The 20,043-nt window shown below is 59.4% G+C and carries 17 protein-coding genes; 9 read left to right on the top strand and 8 right to left on the bottom strand.

Going from position 1 to position 20,043, the window contains the following annotated elements:
- Positions 1 to 29: 29 nt before the first annotated feature.
- Together Z947_RS0104670 and Z947_RS0104665 are read right to left on the bottom strand one after the other, a co-directional pair.
- Positions 30 to 917 (bottom strand): CPBP family intramembrane glutamic endopeptidase, encoded by an 888-nt coding sequence (locus Z947_RS0104670; RefSeq protein ID WP_025043156.1) that lies wholly within the window; start codon positions 915 to 917, stop codon positions 30 to 32.
- Positions 917 to 4,018, bottom strand: a complete 3,102-nt coding sequence (locus tag Z947_RS0104665; RefSeq protein ID WP_025043155.1) for an ABC transporter transmembrane domain-containing protein — start codon at positions 4,016 to 4,018, stop codon at positions 917 to 919. The genes Z947_RS0104670 and Z947_RS0104665 overlap by 1 nt, the downstream gene beginning before the upstream one ends.
- A 130-nt stretch (positions 4,019 to 4,148) precedes the next feature.
- Between Z947_RS0104665 and ilvD the strand changes: the two genes are divergently transcribed.
- The 4 genes from ilvD (at position 4,149) to Z947_RS0104645 (ending at position 7,768) form a co-directional block, all read left to right on the top strand.
- Positions 4,149 to 5,915 carry a dihydroxy-acid dehydratase gene (ilvD, locus tag Z947_RS0104660; RefSeq protein WP_025043154.1) on the top strand — a complete coding sequence of 589 codons (1,767 nt, stop codon included), beginning with the start codon at positions 4,149 to 4,151 and terminating at the stop codon, positions 5,913 to 5,915.
- On the top strand, positions 5,896 to 6,480 hold the full coding sequence (locus Z947_RS0104655; RefSeq protein ID WP_025043153.1) for a hypothetical protein: 585 nt from the start codon (positions 5,896 to 5,898) through the stop codon (positions 6,478 to 6,480). The genes ilvD and Z947_RS0104655 overlap by 20 nt, the downstream gene beginning before the upstream one ends.
- Positions 6,481 to 6,604: 124 nt before the next feature.
- Positions 6,605 to 7,378, top strand: coding sequence for a DUF6478 family protein (locus Z947_RS0104650; protein ID WP_025043152.1), 774 nt, complete (start codon positions 6,605 to 6,607; stop codon positions 7,376 to 7,378).
- Between the two features lie 15 nt (positions 7,379 to 7,393).
- The gene (locus Z947_RS0104645) at positions 7,394 to 7,768 is read left to right on the top strand and encodes a hypothetical protein (RefSeq protein ID WP_025043151.1); all 375 of its coding nucleotides are present in this window, start codon (positions 7,394 to 7,396) and stop codon (positions 7,766 to 7,768) included.
- Here the strand turns inward: Z947_RS0104645 and Z947_RS0104640 are convergent.
- A complete protein-coding gene (locus tag Z947_RS0104640) occupies positions 7,765 to 8,778 on the bottom strand; it encodes a helix-turn-helix domain-containing protein (protein ID WP_025043150.1) in 1,014 nt (337 codons plus the stop codon). The genes Z947_RS0104645 and Z947_RS0104640 overlap by 4 nt on opposite strands.
- A gap of 143 nt (positions 8,779 to 8,921) precedes the next feature.
- On the opposite strand from Z947_RS0104640, the gene Z947_RS0104635 reads away from it, so the two are divergent.
- Positions 8,922 to 9,980 carry an alpha/beta hydrolase family protein gene (locus Z947_RS0104635; protein ID WP_025043149.1) on the top strand — a complete coding sequence of 353 codons (1,059 nt, stop codon included), beginning with the start codon at positions 8,922 to 8,924 and terminating at the stop codon, positions 9,978 to 9,980.
- An 83-nt stretch (positions 9,981 to 10,063) separates the two neighbouring features.
- On the opposite strand, the gene Z947_RS0104630 is transcribed toward Z947_RS0104635, so the two are convergent.
- From Z947_RS0104630 to gpmI, 3 genes are read right to left on the bottom strand one after another with little or no spacing between them, the layout of a single operon-like run.
- Complete coding sequence (locus Z947_RS0104630) at positions 10,064 to 11,401, bottom strand: S41 family peptidase (protein WP_025043148.1); 1,338 nt, start codon at positions 11,399 to 11,401, stop codon at positions 10,064 to 10,066.
- A 4-nt stretch (positions 11,402 to 11,405) separates the two neighbouring features.
- Positions 11,406 to 12,533, bottom strand: a complete 1,128-nt coding sequence (locus Z947_RS0104625) for a murein hydrolase activator EnvC family protein (protein ID WP_025043147.1) — start codon at positions 12,531 to 12,533, stop codon at positions 11,406 to 11,408.
- Entirely contained in the window at positions 12,530 to 14,047 is a 1,518-nt protein-coding gene (gene gpmI / locus Z947_RS0104620; RefSeq protein WP_025043146.1) for a 2,3-bisphosphoglycerate-independent phosphoglycerate mutase, read from the bottom strand. Before gpmI ends, Z947_RS0104625 begins: the two co-directional genes overlap by 4 nt.
- 144 nt (positions 14,048 to 14,191) lie before the next feature.
- Between gpmI and Z947_RS0104615 the strand changes: the two genes are divergently transcribed.
- From Z947_RS0104615 to Z947_RS0104600, 4 genes are all read left to right on the top strand, one after another.
- Positions 14,192 to 14,653, top strand: coding sequence for a DUF1203 domain-containing protein (locus Z947_RS0104615; protein WP_037938703.1), 462 nt, complete (start codon positions 14,192 to 14,194; stop codon positions 14,651 to 14,653).
- Between the two features lie 72 nt (positions 14,654 to 14,725).
- Positions 14,726 to 14,905, top strand: a complete 180-nt coding sequence (locus Z947_RS0104610) for a zinc-finger domain-containing protein (RefSeq protein ID WP_025043144.1) — start codon at positions 14,726 to 14,728, stop codon at positions 14,903 to 14,905.
- A 159-nt stretch (positions 14,906 to 15,064) separates the two neighbouring features.
- Positions 15,065 to 17,857: a DNA polymerase I gene (polA, locus tag Z947_RS0104605; RefSeq protein ID WP_025043143.1), complete on the top strand. Its 2,793-nt coding sequence runs from the start codon at positions 15,065 to 15,067 to the stop codon at positions 17,855 to 17,857.
- Positions 17,858 to 17,862: 5 nt separating this feature from the next.
- On the top strand, positions 17,863 to 18,483 hold the full coding sequence (locus Z947_RS0104600) for a glutathione S-transferase (protein ID WP_025043142.1): 621 nt from the start codon (positions 17,863 to 17,865) through the stop codon (positions 18,481 to 18,483).
- Positions 18,484 to 18,676: 193 nt separating this feature from the next.
- Here the strand turns inward: Z947_RS0104600 and Z947_RS0104595 are convergent, their stop codons facing one another.
- Complete coding sequence (locus Z947_RS0104595) at positions 18,677 to 19,429, bottom strand: hydroxypyruvate isomerase family protein (RefSeq protein WP_025043141.1); 753 nt, start codon at positions 19,427 to 19,429, stop codon at positions 18,677 to 18,679.
- Between the two features lie 6 nt (positions 19,430 to 19,435).
- Complete coding sequence (locus tag Z947_RS0104590; protein ID WP_025043140.1) at positions 19,436 to 20,020, bottom strand: DUF1285 domain-containing protein; 585 nt, start codon at positions 20,018 to 20,020, stop codon at positions 19,436 to 19,438.
- Between the last annotated feature and the right edge of the window lie 23 nt (positions 20,021 to 20,043).

The following is a 20,043-nucleotide window of genomic DNA, read 5'->3' as shown; positions in this document are numbered from 1 at the left end:
CAGATAAGCGTGCAGCGACGATATTGCAATCAGCGCCTGATGGCCAGCCGTGCCGCCAGCCAGAACACAAACATCATCGCGAAATCTACCGGCAACCATGCACGCAGGGCCGCCGTGTCTTCCATACCAAAGGGTGTAAGATAGAGCGCCAGACCGGACAGCTCGTCGGGCAGCGATACGAATACCATCGCCGAAACATTGTTCCACAGATGCACCGCAATCGCAGGCCCCAACGACCCAGACCGCGCGGTCAGGTCGGCCATCAACAGGCCGAAAACCCCCGCCCAGATCGCAATCATCACGGCATTATCGCCCGCTGTGTCCGGCAAATAATGCCCCAACGCGAACAAGACTGACGGCAGCACCATCCAGATCAGCGGCGAACGGAACCGCGCGGCCAGTTGCTGCTGCACATAACCTCGAAATACGATCTCTTCGGCGCTGACCTGTAACAGGACGAAAAACAGCGAGGGCAGCAACAAGACCAACCATGTGGCAAAGGGCAGGTTCGGCACGAAATCGCCCCCCATGTCCCATGGGGGCAGCAGGAAAACCAGCGCCATCACCGATAGAACCGCCAGCGACACCATCCTGAAATCACGCCTGAGCAGCGGCAGCGGGCCAAGCAGGGTCACAAACGCGCGGTCGTGCAACAGCCGTGCACTGATTCCCGCGCCAACGGCCATGAACATAAAACTGGACAGCAGGATATACATCGCAAGCGGCGAGGTACCCCCATTAAGGTCGCGCATTAATTGCGGACGAGCGGCGCACAGCCCCTGAATCGTCTGAAAGAATATCTGGCTCAGCGACACATAGACGAAAACCGCCAACACCATGCCGGCCGCAAACCGCCAAAACGCCGGATGCTTGCGCGCCGGTGCGACAAAAGCCTCATGCAAATGATACACAGACATCAAACCTCTTTCGGCGGGTCGCTGGGTGGAAGGGTTTCCATCTCCCGGGGGATCTCCACGCCCGACGCGATCAACACATCCGCAGCACCGGCCAGATGCCCTGCCACCGTGCGCAGCAGACTTAGCAAAACAACGCGGTCGCTTTCGATCACGGAACGGAACTGCTCCGCTCCGATCCGCAGAAACCGCACCTCTTCGGCTGCAACCAGATGAAGCTGGCGCGGCTCGTCCAGAATAACCGCCAGATCACCGATCAACCGCCCCGGTGCCACATCCGACACGTGATGCATGATGCCGTCTTCGTCCTCGTGGCCCAGTTCGGCCAGCCCCGACAGACACAGATAGGCCGCATCAGCCCTGTCGCCTGCTGAAAATATCCGCTGGCCGGCTTCGGCAGTGTACCATTGCGCGGCAAAAGCCAGCAAACGCTGGTGACGCCGGTCCAGCGAGGCAAACAGGTCATTGCGCGCGATAATCCGCAGCTTGCGGCGCAGATCATCCGAGGCAGAGTCCTGTTGATCCAGCTGCTCTGTGGTGTCGACACCGTCGATCTGCCCGTTATTGATTTCAACATGCATGTCAAAATCCTGTGGGGCCGCAAAGGTGTCATCGATGTAGATCTGTGTGGTCTGGGGCAACAGAATGCTTAACCGGTCGCGAATGCGGGCCTGTGCCTCGGCATCTTTGCCCACCAATAGCTGGTTCAACACCAAAACATCGGGGCGTTTGATCACAGCGCGGCCAAATGCGGCACGTTGCTGGAACGCCGCTGGCAAATTCGAACCACCTATCGTTGTGGGCACGTCGAACAGGTTCTGCGACACCAGCCGTTTCATATCATGTTTGGCCAGAATATCGGTCACAACATCGCGGGCAAGATCCGCTTGCAACCCTGCAACAGCGGAAAAACGGCCGTATAAAAGGTTTTCCAGAATTGTCAGCCGTGGCAGATAGTTATCAGGCTCTATCGGGACAAACATCTCATTTGCCTGCTCACGCAACTGCGGCCCCTTGGCTTTGCGAATGCGCAAAATCTCTTTCTTAAAGCTTTCAGGAAAGGCCGGCCCGATCTGTTCGGCGGTAAAGGCAAAAGGCACCGTTAACAGCAGTGCAAACTCGTCGGTAGAAAGCGCCTGATCGCCCTTGTCACGGCGTCGCTGTGCGATATCGACAAGCTGCTCGTAAAGCGGTTCTTCGATGCCCAGCGCGATAAACAACGGATGATCCGTGCCGTCGCGCCCGAAGGTACGGTGCAACATTTCAACCAGCGTTTGTGAAATCGCGATGCCCTGTTCGGCCAACCCCTGATCAATCACCATGGCCAGAAAGCTGTGTTCGGCGGCCAGACCGACCTGACTGATATCACGGCGCGGGGCGGCAAACATCAGGTTCCCGCCCAAAGGCACCGCCGGATTGAACTTATCAGGATCGAACCGGTATATCGCCTTGTCCAGTCCTTGCGCGACCAGCTTGCGGTGCACTTCGCCGCGCAGGGCGACGATCCGGCGGGCCAGTTCCGGGTGTTTTTCCGGGTCCATTTGCGCGTCCAGCATCCGGTCGAAAATCTCATCCGCCGTGCCTAACGCTTCGGTGATGTCGTACCAGAAATCATGGACGTCCTTCACGCTGTTCAGATCGGCGATTTCGGGATCAAGCCAATCCGCGCGGGTGCTATCGGGGCTGTTGCCTGACCGGCGCGCCTCGATGGTGGCGCGGTCGATGTGTTTGGGGTCCCAAAGTACAGTCTTGGGGCTGGTGCGCAGCGGCATCAACAGGTTGCTCCCCACGTTCCCCTGAAACAGATAGGGCTGCGCCTGCGCATATCCGATGCGGGCGGCAACCACCGCTTGATGCAAACCCGCCAGATCTTGACCCGCGATCGTGATCTGTCCGCGTGTCGGGTTGATCTCGCGGGTCAGCACCTCGGACAACAGGGTGCGTTCGGTCTGGTTGCCAACTTGCAAAGCCACTTTGCTGCCCGCTGGAATGTTCAGGGTGATATTACGCAACACCATATCGCCGCTGGCATTACGCACCGACACATTGGCCAGCTCGATGTCCCCGTGCAGATGCGGAATCTCGTCCGCCTCCCCCTCGAACAGGTCCTTGTCAATCATATGCGACGGCGCGAAACGTTCGTTTACCACCTCCCAGCGCAGCGCCATGTCCTGCGTCTGGTTATAATACAGCAACAATTCCTTCCACGGGTTGCTCAGATCCTTATAGGCGGCAAGGGCCGCGACCAGCGCCCCCACGGTAATCTCGCCCTTGATCGCCAGATACCCGCCCACGGCATAAAAGAAAAACGGCGTCAGTTGTGTGATGAAGTTGTTCAGGAACTTCATAAAGAACTTCTTTTGATAGATCCTGAACCGCACATCAAACAGACGTCCCAACCGGTCGGTAAAGGCCGCCAGCCGATACCGCCACCCGCCGTTGGTGCGCAAATCAGTGATCCCCGCGGCCGTTTCACCAATCTCCGACGCGAACTGGCGCACTTCCTTGATCCGCTCCTTGTTCAGCAGGTTGATCTGGCGTTGTAACCGCGGGATCAGCCATGCCTGCAACGGGATCAGCGCCACACCGGCCAACCCGAACCACACCGATTGCAGAAACAGGAACACCACGATGATCAACATCTGTCCGGCCTGAAACACCGGTTGCGCCACCGCATCGCCCATCAACCCGCCCATCGGCTCGGCCTCCGATGTGACCATCGACACCAGCTCCCCCTGACTGGTGTTCTGGAAATAGCTGCTGGGAAAACGCATCATCCGGTTGATCAGCCGATAGCGGAACCGGCGCAGCATGCGTTCGGCGAGCACACCCTTCATGGTGTTCAGCCGCATCTTGAGCAGCCCGTGCACCAGCACCGCGCCCAGATACCCCAAACACAACACCATCAGGAATTGCACTTGGGAAACCTCGGTACCCAGCAGGTCGATCACCTCGGACTGCGCCCCGATCGCGTCGTTGATAATACGCTTGGGCAGCTCAAGCGTGGCATACAGAAACGGAAAGGTGAAAAGCGTGAATGCCAGCAAAGCCATCTGTTCGCGGCGTGAATACTTCCAGATAAAGGAAAAGATGCTGCGTTCCATAAGGTGTCTTTCGCTGGGGTTCGTTCGTAATTAGGCCTGCCGCCGCGTCATTACAACATGAGCACTTGGCCTTGCAGCACCGCCGCCACCCGACTATTCCGGATTAAACGACTTTCAGGGAGCCAAGCCGATGTCCACCAACCAACGTTTTGACAAATCCAAATTGCCCAGCCGCCACGTAACCGAAGGGCCCGCCCGCGCGCCGCACCGGTCCTATTATTACGCCATGGGCATGACCGACGTAGAAATCCACCAGCCCTTGGTCGGCGTCGCCACCTGCTGGAACGAAGCTGCACCTTGTAACATCGCGCTGAACCGTCAGGCGCAAGCCGTTAAGGTTGGTGTGAAACAGGAACAGGGTTCGCCGCGCGAATTCACCACCATCACCGTCACCGACGGCATCGCGATGGGTCACGAGGGTATGCGTTCCTCACTCGCCTCTCGCGAAGCGATTGCCGACACCGTTGAACTGACCATGCGCGGGCATTGTTACGACGCGCTGGTGGGTCTGGCCGGTTGTGACAAATCCCTGCCCGGCATGATGATGGCGATGATCCGCCTCAACGTGCCCTCCGTGTTCATGTACGGCGGTTCGATCCTGCCGGGCAAAGCGCCCGAAGGCGCTGATGTGCCTGCCGCATTCGCCGACCGTGACCTGACCGTGCAAGACATGTTCGAAGCGGTCGGCAACTGGCAGGGCGGCACCATGACCGAAGCCGAGCTTGAAATCCTCGAGCGCGTCGCCTGTCCTTCCGCCGGTGCCTGTGGCGGCCAGTTTACCGCCAACACCATGGCCTGTGTGTCCGAAGCGATCGGCCTTGCGCTGCCGAATTCCTCCGGTGCGCCTGCGCCTTACAAATCGCGTGACGAATATGCGGTCGCCTCCGGTGCCGCCGTGATGAACCTGATTGAAAAGAACATCCGCGCGCGCGACATCTGCACCCGCGAAGCCTTTGAAAACGCGGCGCGTATCGTGGCCTGCACCGGTGGCTCCACCAACGCCGGCCTGCACTTGCCTGCCATGGCGCATGAAGCCGGCATCGAATTCTTCCTCGAAGATGTCTGCGAAATCTTCCGCGACACGCCGCACTTTGTCGACATGAAACCCGGTGGCGCTTATGTGGCCAAAGACCTGTATGAGGCCGGCGGCGTCCCTGTGGTGATGAAAGAACTGCGCAAGGCGGGTCTGATCCACACCGATTGTCTGACCGCAACAGGCTACTCCATGGGCGAAGAACTCGACCGGATCGAACGCGAGGCAGACGGCAAAGTCATTCACGCGATCAGCGACCCGATCAGCAAAACCGGCGGTGTTGTCGGCCTCAAAGGCAACCTTGCCCCCGAAGGTGCCATCGTGAAGATCGCCGGCATGGCCGAAGAAGACATCGTCTTTACCGGTCCCGCGCTGGTGTTTGAATGTGAACAGGACGCTTTCGAGGCCGTGCAGAACCGCACCTATTCCGAAGGCGACGTGTTCGTGATCCGCAACGAAGGGCCGCGCGGCGGTCCGGGCATGCGCGAAATGCTGGCGACCACGGCGGCGTTGTCCGGTCAGGGCATGGGCAAAAAGGTCGCATTAATCACCGATGGCCGTTTCTCGGGCGCGACGCGTGGTTTCTGCGTTGGTCACGTCGGGCCAGAGGCGGCGATGGGCGGTCCCATCGGCCTACTGCAAAACGGCGACATGATCACGTTGAACGCCATCGACGGCTCCATCTCGGTTGATCTTTCGGACGATGAACTGGCCGCGCGCAAGGCGGCCTGGTCCGGTCCGCGGGAAACCAACTATGCCTCCGGTGCCTTGTGGAAATACGCCCAATTGGTCGGCCCAACCTATCTGGGCGCGGTCACGCATCCGGGCGGCAAGGCGGAAACCCATGAATACATGGATCTGTAAAACCACTGTTGCGGCCCTTGCCCTGTCCCTTCTCGCGGCCTGCGAGGAGGGTCAGGGCGGTGCCGTCCTGCAAGGGTCGGACACCGGGGCCGCGTCCCCCAAAGCCATCGCGCTGTCTCAGGCAAACATGGCCTTCGGGGCCGTCACCTTGGTCGCGCCGAACGGGTTTTGCATCGACAAAGCATCGTTGCGGCAGAATTTTGCGTTGATGTCGCGCTGCGAAGCGCTCGGCGCGCCTTCCGCCGGGGCAAACGCGCCTGTCGGCATCTTGACGGCAAGCTTTTCAGCCGCCAGCGCCACGATCCCCAGCCCAAGCGAAACCGCTGCAGCCTTCGGCCTGAACACCGTGACGGATCCCGTTGTATCTGATCGCAGCGTGACGTTTCGGGCCAACGGGCGCGCCCCTGCCAAAGGGCTAAGCGAAACCCATTGGCGCGGCACCGCCCGTGTGGGATCACAAATGATGGGACTGGCCCTGCATGGACCGTCTGGCGGGCGCGCCATCGGTGCAGAAGGGCGCGCAATACTCGATCAGTTGATCAGCAGCCTTGCCGCCGACGGGTGAATTGTTTCCACTTTGGCAACACGGGCATTTAATACCCTGAACTGTCGCCAATTTATTTGTATGAAACCCTTCGCCCCGATAAAGTCACCGCAACGCAGAATAATCCACCAAGGCACGCGCAGACATGTCCAAAATCTCTTTCAGCTTTCTGGACGGCAAAGTGTTTTCCAGAAACATGCTGCGCTGGGCGCGGGCTGCGCGGCGTGCGCCTGAGACCGAATTGCCGCTGTTGCGCCGTCAACGTGCGCGGGCGCGGGCACTGAAAACCCATCTGGACAAGCTGATCCACACCGCGGACGAACGGCTTGCCCTGCCGATGATCGGCTCCACCAGTTTTCCCAAACCACATAACGCCGATTGGGCATGGCGGCCGGAATTGTGGCGTGGTCCTTTGCCAACACCGGGTCTTTCCGCCGTGCAAACTAAATCCATGCTCGGGGATGAAGTCACGCTGTTTCACGACTGCGAGTTTTCCGAACTGACCCTGCGCCAGTTGCGCAACCTGCGCGAAGCCGACCTTGCCCCCTATGGCCTGCGGCTTGATGTTTTCCAGTTCGACGGCTCTTTCCTGTCGCTGGTCGTCGACCTGCCCGAAGACGGCACAAACGGCCTAAAACGCACCCATCTTCTGCGCATGGACGCGATTGTGGAAATGGAAAAACCGCTGGAAATCTTTGCGCGGCTGAATATCAAACACGGGCCGAACACCGAACAGATTGTGCGCGAACTGCCCCTGAACGAAGAAAACCACAGGGTCGAATTTGATCTGGCCTATTCCAACCTCAATGAGAAACGGGTTGAACGGGCGTGGATTGATCTGATCTTTGAAGGGCCGCAAATGAATCAGGTGGTCCTGCGGGATCTTACCTTCTCGCGCCGTCCGCGCGCGCATCTTTAGGAAGGGCCCATCGCCATGTCGCCGCTGCAACTGACCAAAACCAAAATGAAAGAAGGTGTCTGGCAAGGCATCATCACCGGAGCTGTGGACGAAGATGCCCCGCAGATCGAAGTGACCCACGAGGCAACCGTCATCAGCGATATCGTCATGACCCATAATCAAAGTGCGGATCACTGGACACTGTCCGTGCCGATCCCCACCCAGGCGATTGCGGACGGGGTTCAGACATTGATCATCCGCGACAAGGAAGCGGGCGACAAAATCGGCCATATCACCCTGATCGCCGGCGAAGCTTTGGAAGATGACATTCGCGCTGAAATGGACCTCTTGCGCGCGGAACTCGACATGCTCAAAAGCGCTTTCCGCCGGCACTGCGTCGAAACGACTTAAGACGCGGCTTTTGCCTGCTTGCGCCACCCCGACGGGGTCTGGCCGGTCACACGCGCAAATTCGCGGTTAAAGTTGGATTTCGTCGCAAACCCCGCATCAAGCGATACCTCAAGCACGGATTTATCCGTTTCCGCCAACAGCCTGCGGGCCTCGTTGACGCGGAAATCATTCACAAACTGCGACAGGTTCATGCCGCAGATCCGGTTGACGGCATTCGACACCCGCCGGTCCGGCAGCCCCAAACGCCGCGACAGTTTGCGCAGGCTCAGCTCTTCGTTACGGTGCAATCCTTCCTGCTCGAACAATGCGGTCAGCCGCGCGATAATTTCCCCGTCCTCATCGCTGGCGGGCGGTGTCGGGGGAGGGGCTTGTTCCTGGCCCGTATCCGCCGCCGCCGTTTGACCAAGCGCGGCAGACAGGCCGATCACCAGCACAAAGGCGGTTTGCACAAAGGTGACAATCAACCCGATGTGCCGCCCGCCGTTCTGCACAAAATCATAGATCAGATAAACATCCGTCACACTTGATGCGACCAACGCAGCCCCGGTCAGACGTATCGCCCGCAAGGCACCGGTGGCATCGGATATCCGCGAAAGCGGCAATGCATCACTGCCACGCCAAGCAAGCCGCAACAGCAACACCCCAAACCCCAGATAGGTCAGCAGGATCGGCGGATCGACCATCATCGGCTGGAACACCAACACCAGCCAGTTCACCGCGATCACCGCCAACGGCCACAGATTGCGCCGCGACAGCGTATCGGCCAGCGAAAGATACGCGAGATAGGCAAACACCGGCAGACAAGGCGCAAGCATCGCGATCAACGGGGCGACCGCTTCGATCTGATAGCCCCAGCGCAGACACAGCAGCAGGGATTGCACCGCATAAAGCGCCACGACCAGCGCAAACAACCGATGCGCAGTGCGCGTCATATCACGGGTCACGCACAGCCGGATCAAAACAAGGCAAAGTGCGAATGTCGCAAAAAGCGGCAGCGGAACAAAAAGCATATCAGACGGTCACATCCTTAAGGTTTCGCGGTCCTGCATATCCTTGATCGCGATGCAGGACGACCTCAAACGCGTTCTAGGACGCCTGCAGTTGCTGCGCCTCTTAGGTTTGGTGCATCACTTTCACCACAAGGACCAAGATCATGTTCACCTTCAGAACCATCGCCAAAGCCGCCGCCATCCTCGCCGCTTTCGGCACCACCGCATGGGCAGGGTATGAAATCACCCGTGCGCCTTACGCCGGCACAACCGGTTTCACCTATGGCGCGGCCTTCGCCCCTGCCCGACAAAGCGAGGTGGATTTTCACATCTGGTACCCCGCACAGCCGGGCGGGCGCGCCATCACCGTGGGGGGCAACGGCGTGTTCTATGGCACGCCTGCGGGCCGCGATGCGCCGCATGCCACGGGCCAACACCCCATGGTCGTGATCTCGCACGGGGCGGGGGGCAATGCCGGACAATTCGGCTGGATCGCCGCCGCGCTGGCCGATGCGGGGTATGTTGTGGTTCTGCCCAACCATCCTGGCACCACGACCGGCAATGCCTCCGCCCACGCGGCAGTACGCGTCTGGGAACGGCCCAAAGATGTCTCCGCCGTGCTTGATGAAATCACCGGCAATCCCGATGCTTATCCGTTCATCGACACCTCCCGTATTGCCACACTCGGGTTTTCAGCAGGGGGGTATACCGCAATGGCCCTTTCCGGCGCGCGGGTGAACCCGGACCTGTTGCAAACTTTTTGCGATGACACGGACCACGGCATGTCCGATTGCGCCTTTCTGGCCCATTTCGGCGTTGATTTGCACAGCGTTGATTTATCGCCCGCCGCGCAGGACCTGACCGACCCCCGGATCAAAACCGCCGTAATCGTCGATCCCGGCATCGTCGAAACCATGACGCCCGAAAGCCTGCGGAGCATTGAAACGCCAATGTTTGTGATCAATCTCGGCGCGCAGGAAACTGTCCCGATTGGCGTTTATGCCAAAGATGCCGCCGCGATGATTCCCAACGCGACCTATGTTGCCGTGCCCGATGCAATCCACTTCAGCTTTCTGGCCGAATGCAAAGCCAAAGGCGCGGCCATCCTCGCCAATGAGGGGGAGCCTGACCCGCTTTGCGATGATGCAGGAGGGCGTGCGCGGGCCGATATCCATGCGGAACTGACGCAGCTTATTGTCGGCAACCTGCAATCAGCACTGTGATGCAGGGCACATAAAAAGGGCGGCTGTGACCGTAATCACTGCCGCCCTTGTTCAAATTCCGGCGCGTTTGCGTACCGGTCAGATTACTCTTTTGGACCCAATGCGGACAGACCTTTCAGAATATCAATGGCATAGGCCAGCTGATAATCCTCCTCGCGCAATTCAGCCGCCTTTTCAGCCTTCTCACGGTCTTCAAGGATCTGTTTTACCTGATCGTCGGACAGACTGTCATTGTTCAGACTGCCGCGCAAATCCGCCTCCGAACGGCGTGGACGCAGGGCTGACTCTTCTTCCGCATCGGCTTCAGGCGTCAGGCGCGGCTGTGCCACAACGATGTCAGGCGATACGCCCAGCGCTTGGATCGACCGGCCTGAAGGCGTGTAATAGCGCGCCGTGGTCAGACGCATCGCGCCGTTGCCGCGCAGCGGCATCACCGTCTGGACCGACCCCTTACCAAAGCTTTTCGTGCCAACCACGATGGCGCGGCGATGATCCTGCAACGCCCCCGCAACGATTTCCGACGCAGACGCAGACCCGCCATTGATCAAAACCACAATCGGCTTGCCCATGCTCAAATCGCCCGGCGTCGCGTTCACGCGGTCGCCGTCGGCCAACTCGCGGCCACGGGTGCTGACGATCTCGCCCTCCTCAAGGAACGCATCCGAAATCGCGATGGCCTGGTTCAACAAGCCGCCGGGGTTATTGCGCAAATCCAGAACGATACCATTGATGTTTTCGATGCCGCCCGCCGCTTCGACCTGTGCTTCCCAACCTTCTTTCATCTTCGGATAGGTCTGTTCGTTAAACGTCGTCAGGCGCAATACCGCGGTGTCGCCCACGGTGCGGGCTGTCGCCGCCGTCAACTGGATGGTGGCGCGGGTCAGGGTCACATCGAACGGTTCTGCCTCGCCTTCGCGTACCACGGTGATCACGATGTCCGATCCAACCGGCCCGCGCATCAGTTCAACCGCATCGTCCAGCACCAGACCCAACAGGGTCTCGCCGTCCACATGGGTGATGAAATCGCCCGCTTCGATGCCCGCTTCATCCGCTGGTGTGCCGTCAATCGGCGACACCACTTTGACAAAGCCCTCTTCCTGCGTGACCTCAATGCCCAGCCCGCCGAATTCACCGCGCGTCTGCTCGCGCATCTTGGCCGCGTCCTTGGGCGACAGATAGCTTGAATGCGGATCAAGCGAGGTCAGCATGCCGTTGATCGCCGCCTCGATCAGCTCGCTGCTGTCGGTCTCTTCAACATATTGGGCACGGATGCGTTCGAAAATATCCCCGAACAGGTCCAGCTGCTCATAGACGTTTTCGGTCTTGGCACTTTCCTGCGCCAACAGCGGGGCCGCAATCTGGGTTGTGGCAACCACGCCCAGCGCCGTACCCCCAAGGGCCGCCATTACAAACTTTTTCATCGTCTTATCCATCCTCGTCCGTTCGGAACCATAATTCTGGATCCTGTGGCGTGTTATCTTCTCTTACTTCTATATAGAGCGTTTCTGAACGCTCAGTGCCAGACCCTTCACGAAGGGGTGACAATTCTTCGCCGATTTCCGCAGTTGCGCCCCCCATCAGCCCGATTGGTGTGCCCCCTGCGATGACCTGCCCTGCTTCTCCGTAAACCACATCCAGCCCTGCAATGACAAATAGCGCGTTTGCCTGCGGTTCAAGAATCACCACATTGCCAAAATCCAGCAAGCCGCCGGTGTACCTTATCGTCGCCGCCGTGGGGCTGGTAACGATGGCGCCGGGGCGTGTGGCAAGGATCAGACCGGGGCGTTTGACCCCCGCCGCATCCGCCTCGCCCGCGCGGCGCAGGACCAACCCCTGAACCGGCAAAGGCAGATCGCCGATCTTGCCATCAAGGGTCGCGCGCGCGGGCTCCGTTTCATTTGTTACGATCTCGGACAATCCGCTGGCGAACCCGTCTAGCGTTTCGGTCGAGGCAATCAGGATGCCCGTGCGCACCGGATCGGCGGTAAACCGTTTAGGCAAATCCGTGCGCTCCGCCATCGCCTGATTAAGTGCTGTGCGTGCCGATTGCACCTCCGTCAGCCCCGTTTGCAAACGTTTCGCCGCATCCGCCTGAAGCGCGCGCAAGGTCTGCACATTCTCCAGATCCTGACGCAAGGCATCCGCCTGCCGGTTCAACGCCGGCGTCAACTCGGCCAGCAACATCCCCGCCCGTGCCGTGCCCATCGGCCCCTCCGGGTGCAACAGAATGACAGGTGACGGTGCGCCGCCCATGCTTTGCAAAACACCCAGCAATTCGGCCACTTCCGTATCGCGCGAGGCCAGCTTGGCCGTCAACTGCGCCTCGTTGATCGCCGCCTGACGCAGCCCGGCCCGCATCGCGCCCAATCCGGTTTCAAAGGCCTGTATCGTCTGCGTCAAGGCCCGCACCCTGTCGCGCGCGCCGTCGGCCTGATCCAGCATGGTGGACGCAGATTCCAGCGCAGAAACCGCCGTGCGCGCCTGTTCCTCAATAGATTGCGCCGCCACGGCGACAGGCCACAGCAACGCCAATATGACGGCAAACCGGATCATTTGATCAACGACACACCCGTCATTTCAGCCGGCTGTTCCAGCCCCATCAACGCCAGCAAAGTCGGGGCAAGATCGGCCAGCCGCCCGTCGCGCAAAACCGCGCCCTCCGGTCCGCCAACCAGAACGACAGGCACCGGATTAAGCGTATGCGCGGTATGCGCACCCCCTGTTTCAGGATCAATCATCACCTCGCAATTGCCGTGATCCGCCGTCACGATCATCGCACCGCCCGCCTTTTCCAGCGCGTCCAGTGCACGCCCCAAACCGGTATCCACCGCGCGACACGCCGCCATCGCCGCCTCCAGATCACCAGTGTGGCCGACCATATCAGGGTTGGCATAATTCACGACGATCAGGTCATAGCCCTCTTCAATCGCTGCTACAAAATGGTCACTCACCTCGCCCGACGACATTTCAGGCTGCAAATCATAGGTCGCAACATTGGGTGACTTCGGCATCTGCCGCGTTTCCCCGTCAAACGCGACTTCCTCGCCGCCGTTCAGGAAAAACGTCACATGCGGATATTTCTCGGTCTCGGCCAACCGGAATTGACGCAACCCCTGCTTGGCCACCCAATCACCCAAGGTATTGGCCAGCTCGGGCTTGTGATACATCGTGCTCATATAGGCCGCATGCGCTGTGGAATATTGTGCCATCCCCATCATCGCCGCCCATGCGGGGCGTGCGCCAACTGCGAACCCGTCAAAAGCCGGATCGCCCAAAGCCGCCAAAATTTCGCGCGCGCGGTCCGCACGGAAGTTCAAACAGAACAACCCGTCACCGTCCTGCGCACCGCCATAGCCGCCCAGCACCGTCGCCTGAATAAACTCGTCATCCTCCCCACGCGCATAAGCCTTATCCACGGCTTCCTGCGCCGTGTCTTCGGACAAACCCGCACCGCGCAAAACCGCCTGTACCGCTTTCTCCACCCGCTCCCAGCGATTGTCGCGGTCCATCGCGAAATACCGCCCCGTCACGGTAACAATCTTTACCGCGTCGGGCAGCGCGGCCTCCAACGTCTCGAAATACCCCTTTGCAGAGCGCGGGGCCACATCGCGCCCGTCGGTCAAAGCGTGGATCACCACCGGCACACCGGCAGCATCCAGCGCCCGCGCCGCCGCAATCATGTGGTTCACATGGCCATGCACCCCGCCATCGGACACCACACCCATCAGATGTGCCGTGCCGCCGCTCGCCTTCATCTTGCCAATAAACTCAATCAAAGCACCTTGCTGCGCAAAGGTGCCTTCTTCGATCGCAAGGTCGATCTGCCCCAGATCCATCGCAACCACGCGCCCTGCGCCGATGTTGGTATGGCCCACTTCGGAATTGCCCATCTGCCCGCGTGGCAGTCCAACGTCAGGCCCGAAAGTGGTCAGGGTCGCATTGGGACAATCGCGCAAAAGACGGTCCATGGTCGGGGTATCGGCCAGCAAAGGCGCGTTGCCCTCGGAGCGGTCGCTCAGGCCCCATCCATCCAGAATGCAAAGAACCACAGGTTTGGGAGTGTTCATTTTCGCGCGCCTCAGCTTTTTTTGCTTACCGCCTTTTAGCCCCATCGCCGCGCCGCGTGAACCGCTTATCCAACAGTTGCGCAAGAACCGGATTGGCCGCCTTTCCCATCTGCGCCAAACAGGGCCGAATACAGGAGATTTATCATGCACTTTACGGCCCTGCCCACCACCGCCGTGCGCGCCTTGCAAAACGGCGGGACCGACGCCTATGCACTGGCCTGCGAAACCGCCACCTCTGATGGCGCGGGCACACCCTGCCGCCACTGCCTGACCCATATTCCCAAGGGCGAGGACATGCTGATCCTCGCCTACCGGCCCTTTGCCAAGGCGCAGGCCTATGCCGAAACCGGACCAATATTTTTATGTGCACGCGACTGCACGCGGGGCGGCGGCACATCCTTGCCACCGATCCTGACCACGTCCCCCGACTATCTGCTCAAAGGATACTGCGCGCAGGACCGCATCGTTTACGGCACCGGCAAGATCGTCACACCAGCCGAAATTGCGGCCTATGTTGCAGATGTCTTTGCCGACAAGAACGTCGCCTATATCCATGTCCGTTCCGCCCGCAACAATTGTTACCAGTTGCGCATCGACCGCCCCTAACCAACCCTTGCCGCGCCAGCGCGCTTTGGGCATAACGAGGGGCATAAGAAAGCCCCAGCCAAGGACATACCCATGAGCCAGCCCGCGCCAGAGACCAAGGTCGTGAACACCTACCGCATCGCCTGTGACGGCAGCGAAGGGGCGTTGGGCCATCCGCGCGTCTGGCTGCAAATCCCCAAGGACACAGGATTTGTCGAATGTGGCTATTGCGATTGCAAATTCGTCCACGCCGATTTTGAAGGCAAAGTCTGATATAGACGGCGACATCCGGGGGTTGAACTGATCTGCCTGCGGATGAAACATCTGTGGATGAGTTTATGCGCAAGATGATGCCAGCGGCCGCGCATAACCTTGCTGGCAGCGCCTGTCGCTTCGTGGCATTAGGGGCCATGCCCTAAAGGAGATTTGCGCATGACATTCGGCAAAGGCCACCACCTGCACCTGATTGACGGTTCTGCGTTTATCTTTCGCGCTTATCACGCTCTGCCGCCCCTGACGCGCAAGTCCGACGGCTTGCCCATCGGCGCCGTTGCAGGGTTCTGCAACATGTTGCACCGCTATGTCGAAGGCAACACCGGCCCCGATGCCCCGACCCATGTGGCCGTGATTTTCGACAAGGGCAGCCATACGTTTCGCAACGACATGTATGATCTGTACAAGGCCAACCGCGACGCCATGCCCGAGGATTTACGTCCGCAAATGCCTTTGACGCGCAGCGCGACGGAAGCCTTCAATATTGCCTGTAAGGAAAAAGAGGGCTTTGAGGCAGATGACATCATCGCCACCCTCGCCGTTCAGGCCCGTGCCGCTGGAGGACAATGCACCATCATTTCGTCGGACAAGGACCTGATGCAGCTGGTCGGCGACGGTGTTGAAATGCTCGATGCGATGAAAAACAACCGCATCGACCGTGAAGGCGTGTTTGCCAAATTCGGCGTCTATCCCGAACGGGTCGTCGATGTGCAGGCCTTGGCGGGCGATTCGGTGGATAACGTGCCCGGTGCCCCCGGTATCGGCATCAAAACCGCCGCGCTTTTGATCAATGAATACGGCGATCTGGATGCTTTGTTGGAGCGCGCCGGCGAGATCAAGCAACCCAAACGCCGCCAGACCTTGATCGACAACGCCGACCAGATCCGCCTGTCGCGCCGTCTGGTGCAACTCGATGAAAACACCCCGCTGGATTTCACCATTGATGATCTTGAGGTGCGCGACCCCGATCCCGAAACCCTGCTGGGATTCCTCGCGGAGATGGAGTTCCGCACCCTGACCAAGCGCATTGCCGACCAGATGGGCAAAGAGGCCCCCGTCATCGCCGATGCCCCCGCCGCGCCGGATGCGCCAGTGGTTGCGGATGTGCCGTTTGACCCTGAAAAATACGAACAAGTCAGCGATGCCGAAGCCCTGCAACGCTGGATTGATGCGATTTACGAGGTCGGCTATGTCGCCGTGGATACCGAAACCACCGGCCTGAATGAAATGACCGCCGAACTGGTGGGCATTTCACTGGCGACGCAACCCGGCACCGCCTGCTACATCCCGCTGATCCACAAGGCTGGTGCCAGCGACGATCTGTTCGGCTCGGAGGATCTGGCCGACGGGCAGATGAAAACCGAAGACGTCCTGCGCATGCTCACCCCGATGTTGGAGGATCCCGCGATCCTGAAAATCGGGCAGAACATGAAATACGACGCCAAGATTTTCGCGCAAATCGGCATCACCGTCGCGCCCTTTGATGACACCATGCTGATGTCCTATGCCCAACACGCGGGACTACACAATCATGGCATGGACACCCTGTCGGAACGCTATCTGAGCCACACGCCGATCCCCATTAAACCCCTGCTCGGCTCGGGTAAATCCGCCATTACCTTCGACAAGGTGCCACTGGACAAAGCCGTTCAATATGCCGCCGAAGATGCCGATATCACCCTGCGTCTGTGGCAGTTTTTGAAACCGCAACTGCACAGCGCGCAGGTCACCAAAGTCTATGAAACGCTCGAACGGCCGCTGGTGCCGGTGCTCGCGGCGATGGAACGCTCCGGCGTCAAGGTTGATCGTGATACGCTCAGCCGGATGTCCAATGCCTTTGCCCAGAAAATGGCAGGGCTGGAAGACGAGATTTACGAGATTGCAGGCCGTAAATTCAACGTCGGATCGCCCAAGCAGTTGGGCGAAATCCTGTTTGACGAAATGGGTATCGAAGGCGGCAAAAAGGGCAAGACCGGTGCATATGCCACCGGCGTCGATATTCTCGAAGACCTTGCCACCGAACATGAACTGCCGGCCCGTGTCCTTGACTGGCGCCAACTGAGCAAACTCAAATCCACCTATACCGATGCGCTGCAAACCCACATCAACGCCGACACCGGCCGCGTGCACACCTCCTATTCCATTGCCGGGGCCTCCACCGGTCGGCTCGCCTCCACCGATCCGAACCTGCAAAACATCCCGATCCGTTCCGAGGAAGGACGCCGCATCCGAGAGGCCTTTATCGCGGAGGAGGGCAAGACACTGGTGGCGCTGGATTATTCCCAGATCGAGCTGCGCATCCTTGCCCATATCGCCGACATTCCTGCGCTCAAAGAAGCCTTTGAACGCGGCGATGACATTCACGCCATGACCGCCTCCGAAATGTTCGATGTGCCCATGGACGAAATGACACCCGACATTCGCCGCCGCGCCAAGGCGATCAACTTTGGCGTGATTTACGGCATTTCCGGTTTTGGTCTCGCCCGCAATCTGCGCATTCCGCGCAGCGAAGCGCAGGGGTTCATCGACCGCTACTTTGAACGCTTCCCCGGAATCCGTACCTACATGGACGACACCAAGGCGTTCGCGAAAGAGCACGGTTTTGTGCAAACCCTGTTCGGGCGCAAAATCCACACGCCTGAAATCGCCTCCAAAGGGCCGCGTGCCGGATTTGCAGCGCGCGCCGCCATCAATGCGCCCATTCAGGGCACCGCCGCCGATGTCATTCGCCGCGCGATGATCCGCATGCCCGACGCGATCAAGGATTTGCCGGCCACTATGTTGTTGCAAGTCCACGACGAACTCTTGTTCGAGGTCGAAAAAGGACAGGAGGACGCCCTGATTGATGCGGCCCGTGACGTCATGGAAAATGCCAGCGATCCAGTAGTGAAACTGGCCGTCAAACTGACCGTGGATGCCGGCAAAGGGGCCAATTGGGCAGAGGCGCATTAAGCGCCGTGCCGCCGGTTCTCTATTCCTTTCGCCGCTGCCCCTATGCAATGCGCGCCCGTCTGGCCATCGCCAGCGCGGGGGTGCAGGTTGAACTGCGCGAAATCCTGTTGCGTGACAAACCGCAGGCATTTCTTGATGCCTCGCCCAGTGGAACGGTGCCCAGTCTTGTCTTGAGCGACCAGGTTATCGACGAAAGCTTCGACATCATGCTGTGGGCACTAAACCACGCCGACCCGCAAGGGTGGCTCAACATGCCGGCGGAGGGTCACGCGCTGATCACCCGCGTGGATGGCCCGTTCAAAACCGCCCTTGATCGCACCAAATACGCGACGCGCTACCCCGACGAAGATCCGAAAGAACACCGCGCTGCCGCCGCTAGCTTCCTAACCGAACTTGATGCGCAAATTGACGGACATATCTTCGGCAAACCAACGCTTGCCGATTTCGCCACGTTGCCCTTCGTCCGCCAGTTCGCCTTTATCGACAAACCGTGGTTCGATGCGCAGCCATGGCCCGACCTTCAGGCGTGGCTTACTGCTTTTCTGGCGTCTGATCTCTTTGCTCAAATCATGTTAAAATATCCTCCGTGGCAATCCGGTGACGCGCCGCTTCTTTTCCCAGATTAACCAACCGAACGTTGACATCTCGTTAACGCAACAGGCGCGCACGTCGGATTAACATGCGCCCGAAATTGCCAACGGTGCACCGCAGGGTGCATGGGGGGTGCACAGGGGGTGTACGCATGGCACAGCCGATTCGCCCTTGAAAATAAGGGCGTTAACCAAATTCCAGTTGTAGGGGCGCAAATTCGGGCGGCGGCTAGGCCGTCATCCAGCCCAATGTCTCTTCGGTTGGTCCGTTTGGCGCATATTCGCCACTGATCCAGCCGTCATACCCTGTCGCTTTGAGCCGCGCGAACAGCGCGTCAAAATCCACCTCCCCCGTTCCGGGCGCACGGCGATCCGGTGCGTCGCCGATCTGGACATGCCGTATCAGCGGCAGGTACTGATCAAACACCGCCACCGCATCGCCGTGGATCATTTGCGCGTGATAGCTGTCATATTGCAGGCCCAGATTTGGCGCATCAACTGCCCTTATCACCTCGGCCGCCAAGGCATAATCGTTCAGGAAATACCCCGGCTGCGCTACAGAATTCAGCGGTTCCAGCGTCAGGGTCAGCCCCGTTGGCGCCGTCTGCGTCGCCCATTTCAGGTTATCGATCAGCGTCTGCTTTGCCACATTCCCCGCTGCGACGCCTGTCATCACATGCACAAACGACACCTTCAGCGCCTGGGCGTAACGAAAGACGCGTTTCATATCATATTGAAAACGCTCCACCATTTCCGGTTGGGCTGCAAATCCGCGTGCGCCCCCCGTATAGTTTGGCGGCGGCGCGTTGATCAGTACCATTCGCTGGCCATTCGCGATCAGCGCACGTTGGGTGTCCTTGGCCGCGACATCATAGGGAAACAGCACTTCAACCGCCTCGAACCCCGCAGAAGCTGCAGCGGCAAAGCGATCCAGATAAGGAAGTTCGGGCCAGAGATGGCTTAGATTGGCGGCAGGTCTCATTGTCATTCAGGCATCTTCGGGCAATTCATCAGAAGGGATGATGCCAAAGAATGCGCCCTGTGACCACAGACCAAACCAACCCTCGTGGTGCACCCCCAGTTCGACAAGACGGTAAAAGCTTTTGCGGTCGATCAGCGCTTCCAGATTGCGCCGGATCAACACATAGGGGGCGGGTTCTCCGGTTTCAGGGTCGCGCTCAACGCGGATCGGGTTGGACGGGCCGGCGACGGCTGTATCGCCTACATTGCTGGAAAAGCTCAGTTTTTGCGCGTCTCCCTCACCCTCTGCCTCGAAATCGACAGCAACAAACGGCGCATCTTCAACCGTGATCCCGACCTTTTCGACCGGCGTCACAAGGAAATACTTGTCCCCTTCCCGCCACAGAATCGTCGAGAAAAGTTTGACCAGTTCCGGTCGCCCAATCGGGGTTCCTTCGTAAAACCAGGTGCCATCGCGTTTGATGTGCATGTCCAGATCACCGCAAAACGGCGGGTTCCATTTCTCCAACGGCGGCAATCCGCGTGTTTTCGCTGCGCGCGCAGCCTCCGCCAGTGTACTCGCAGTCGGGGTAACGGGATTTTGTCCGCTCATTGCTTTTGCCATTTCCTGTGAAA

The sequence above is a fragment of the Sulfitobacter geojensis genome, assembly GCF_000622325.1.
Taxonomy (GTDB): Bacteria; Pseudomonadota; Alphaproteobacteria; order Rhodobacterales; family Rhodobacteraceae; genus Sulfitobacter; species Sulfitobacter geojensis.
Note: the sequence above shows the minus strand (reverse complement) of the source record. Positions and strands in the feature narration are given on the sequence as shown.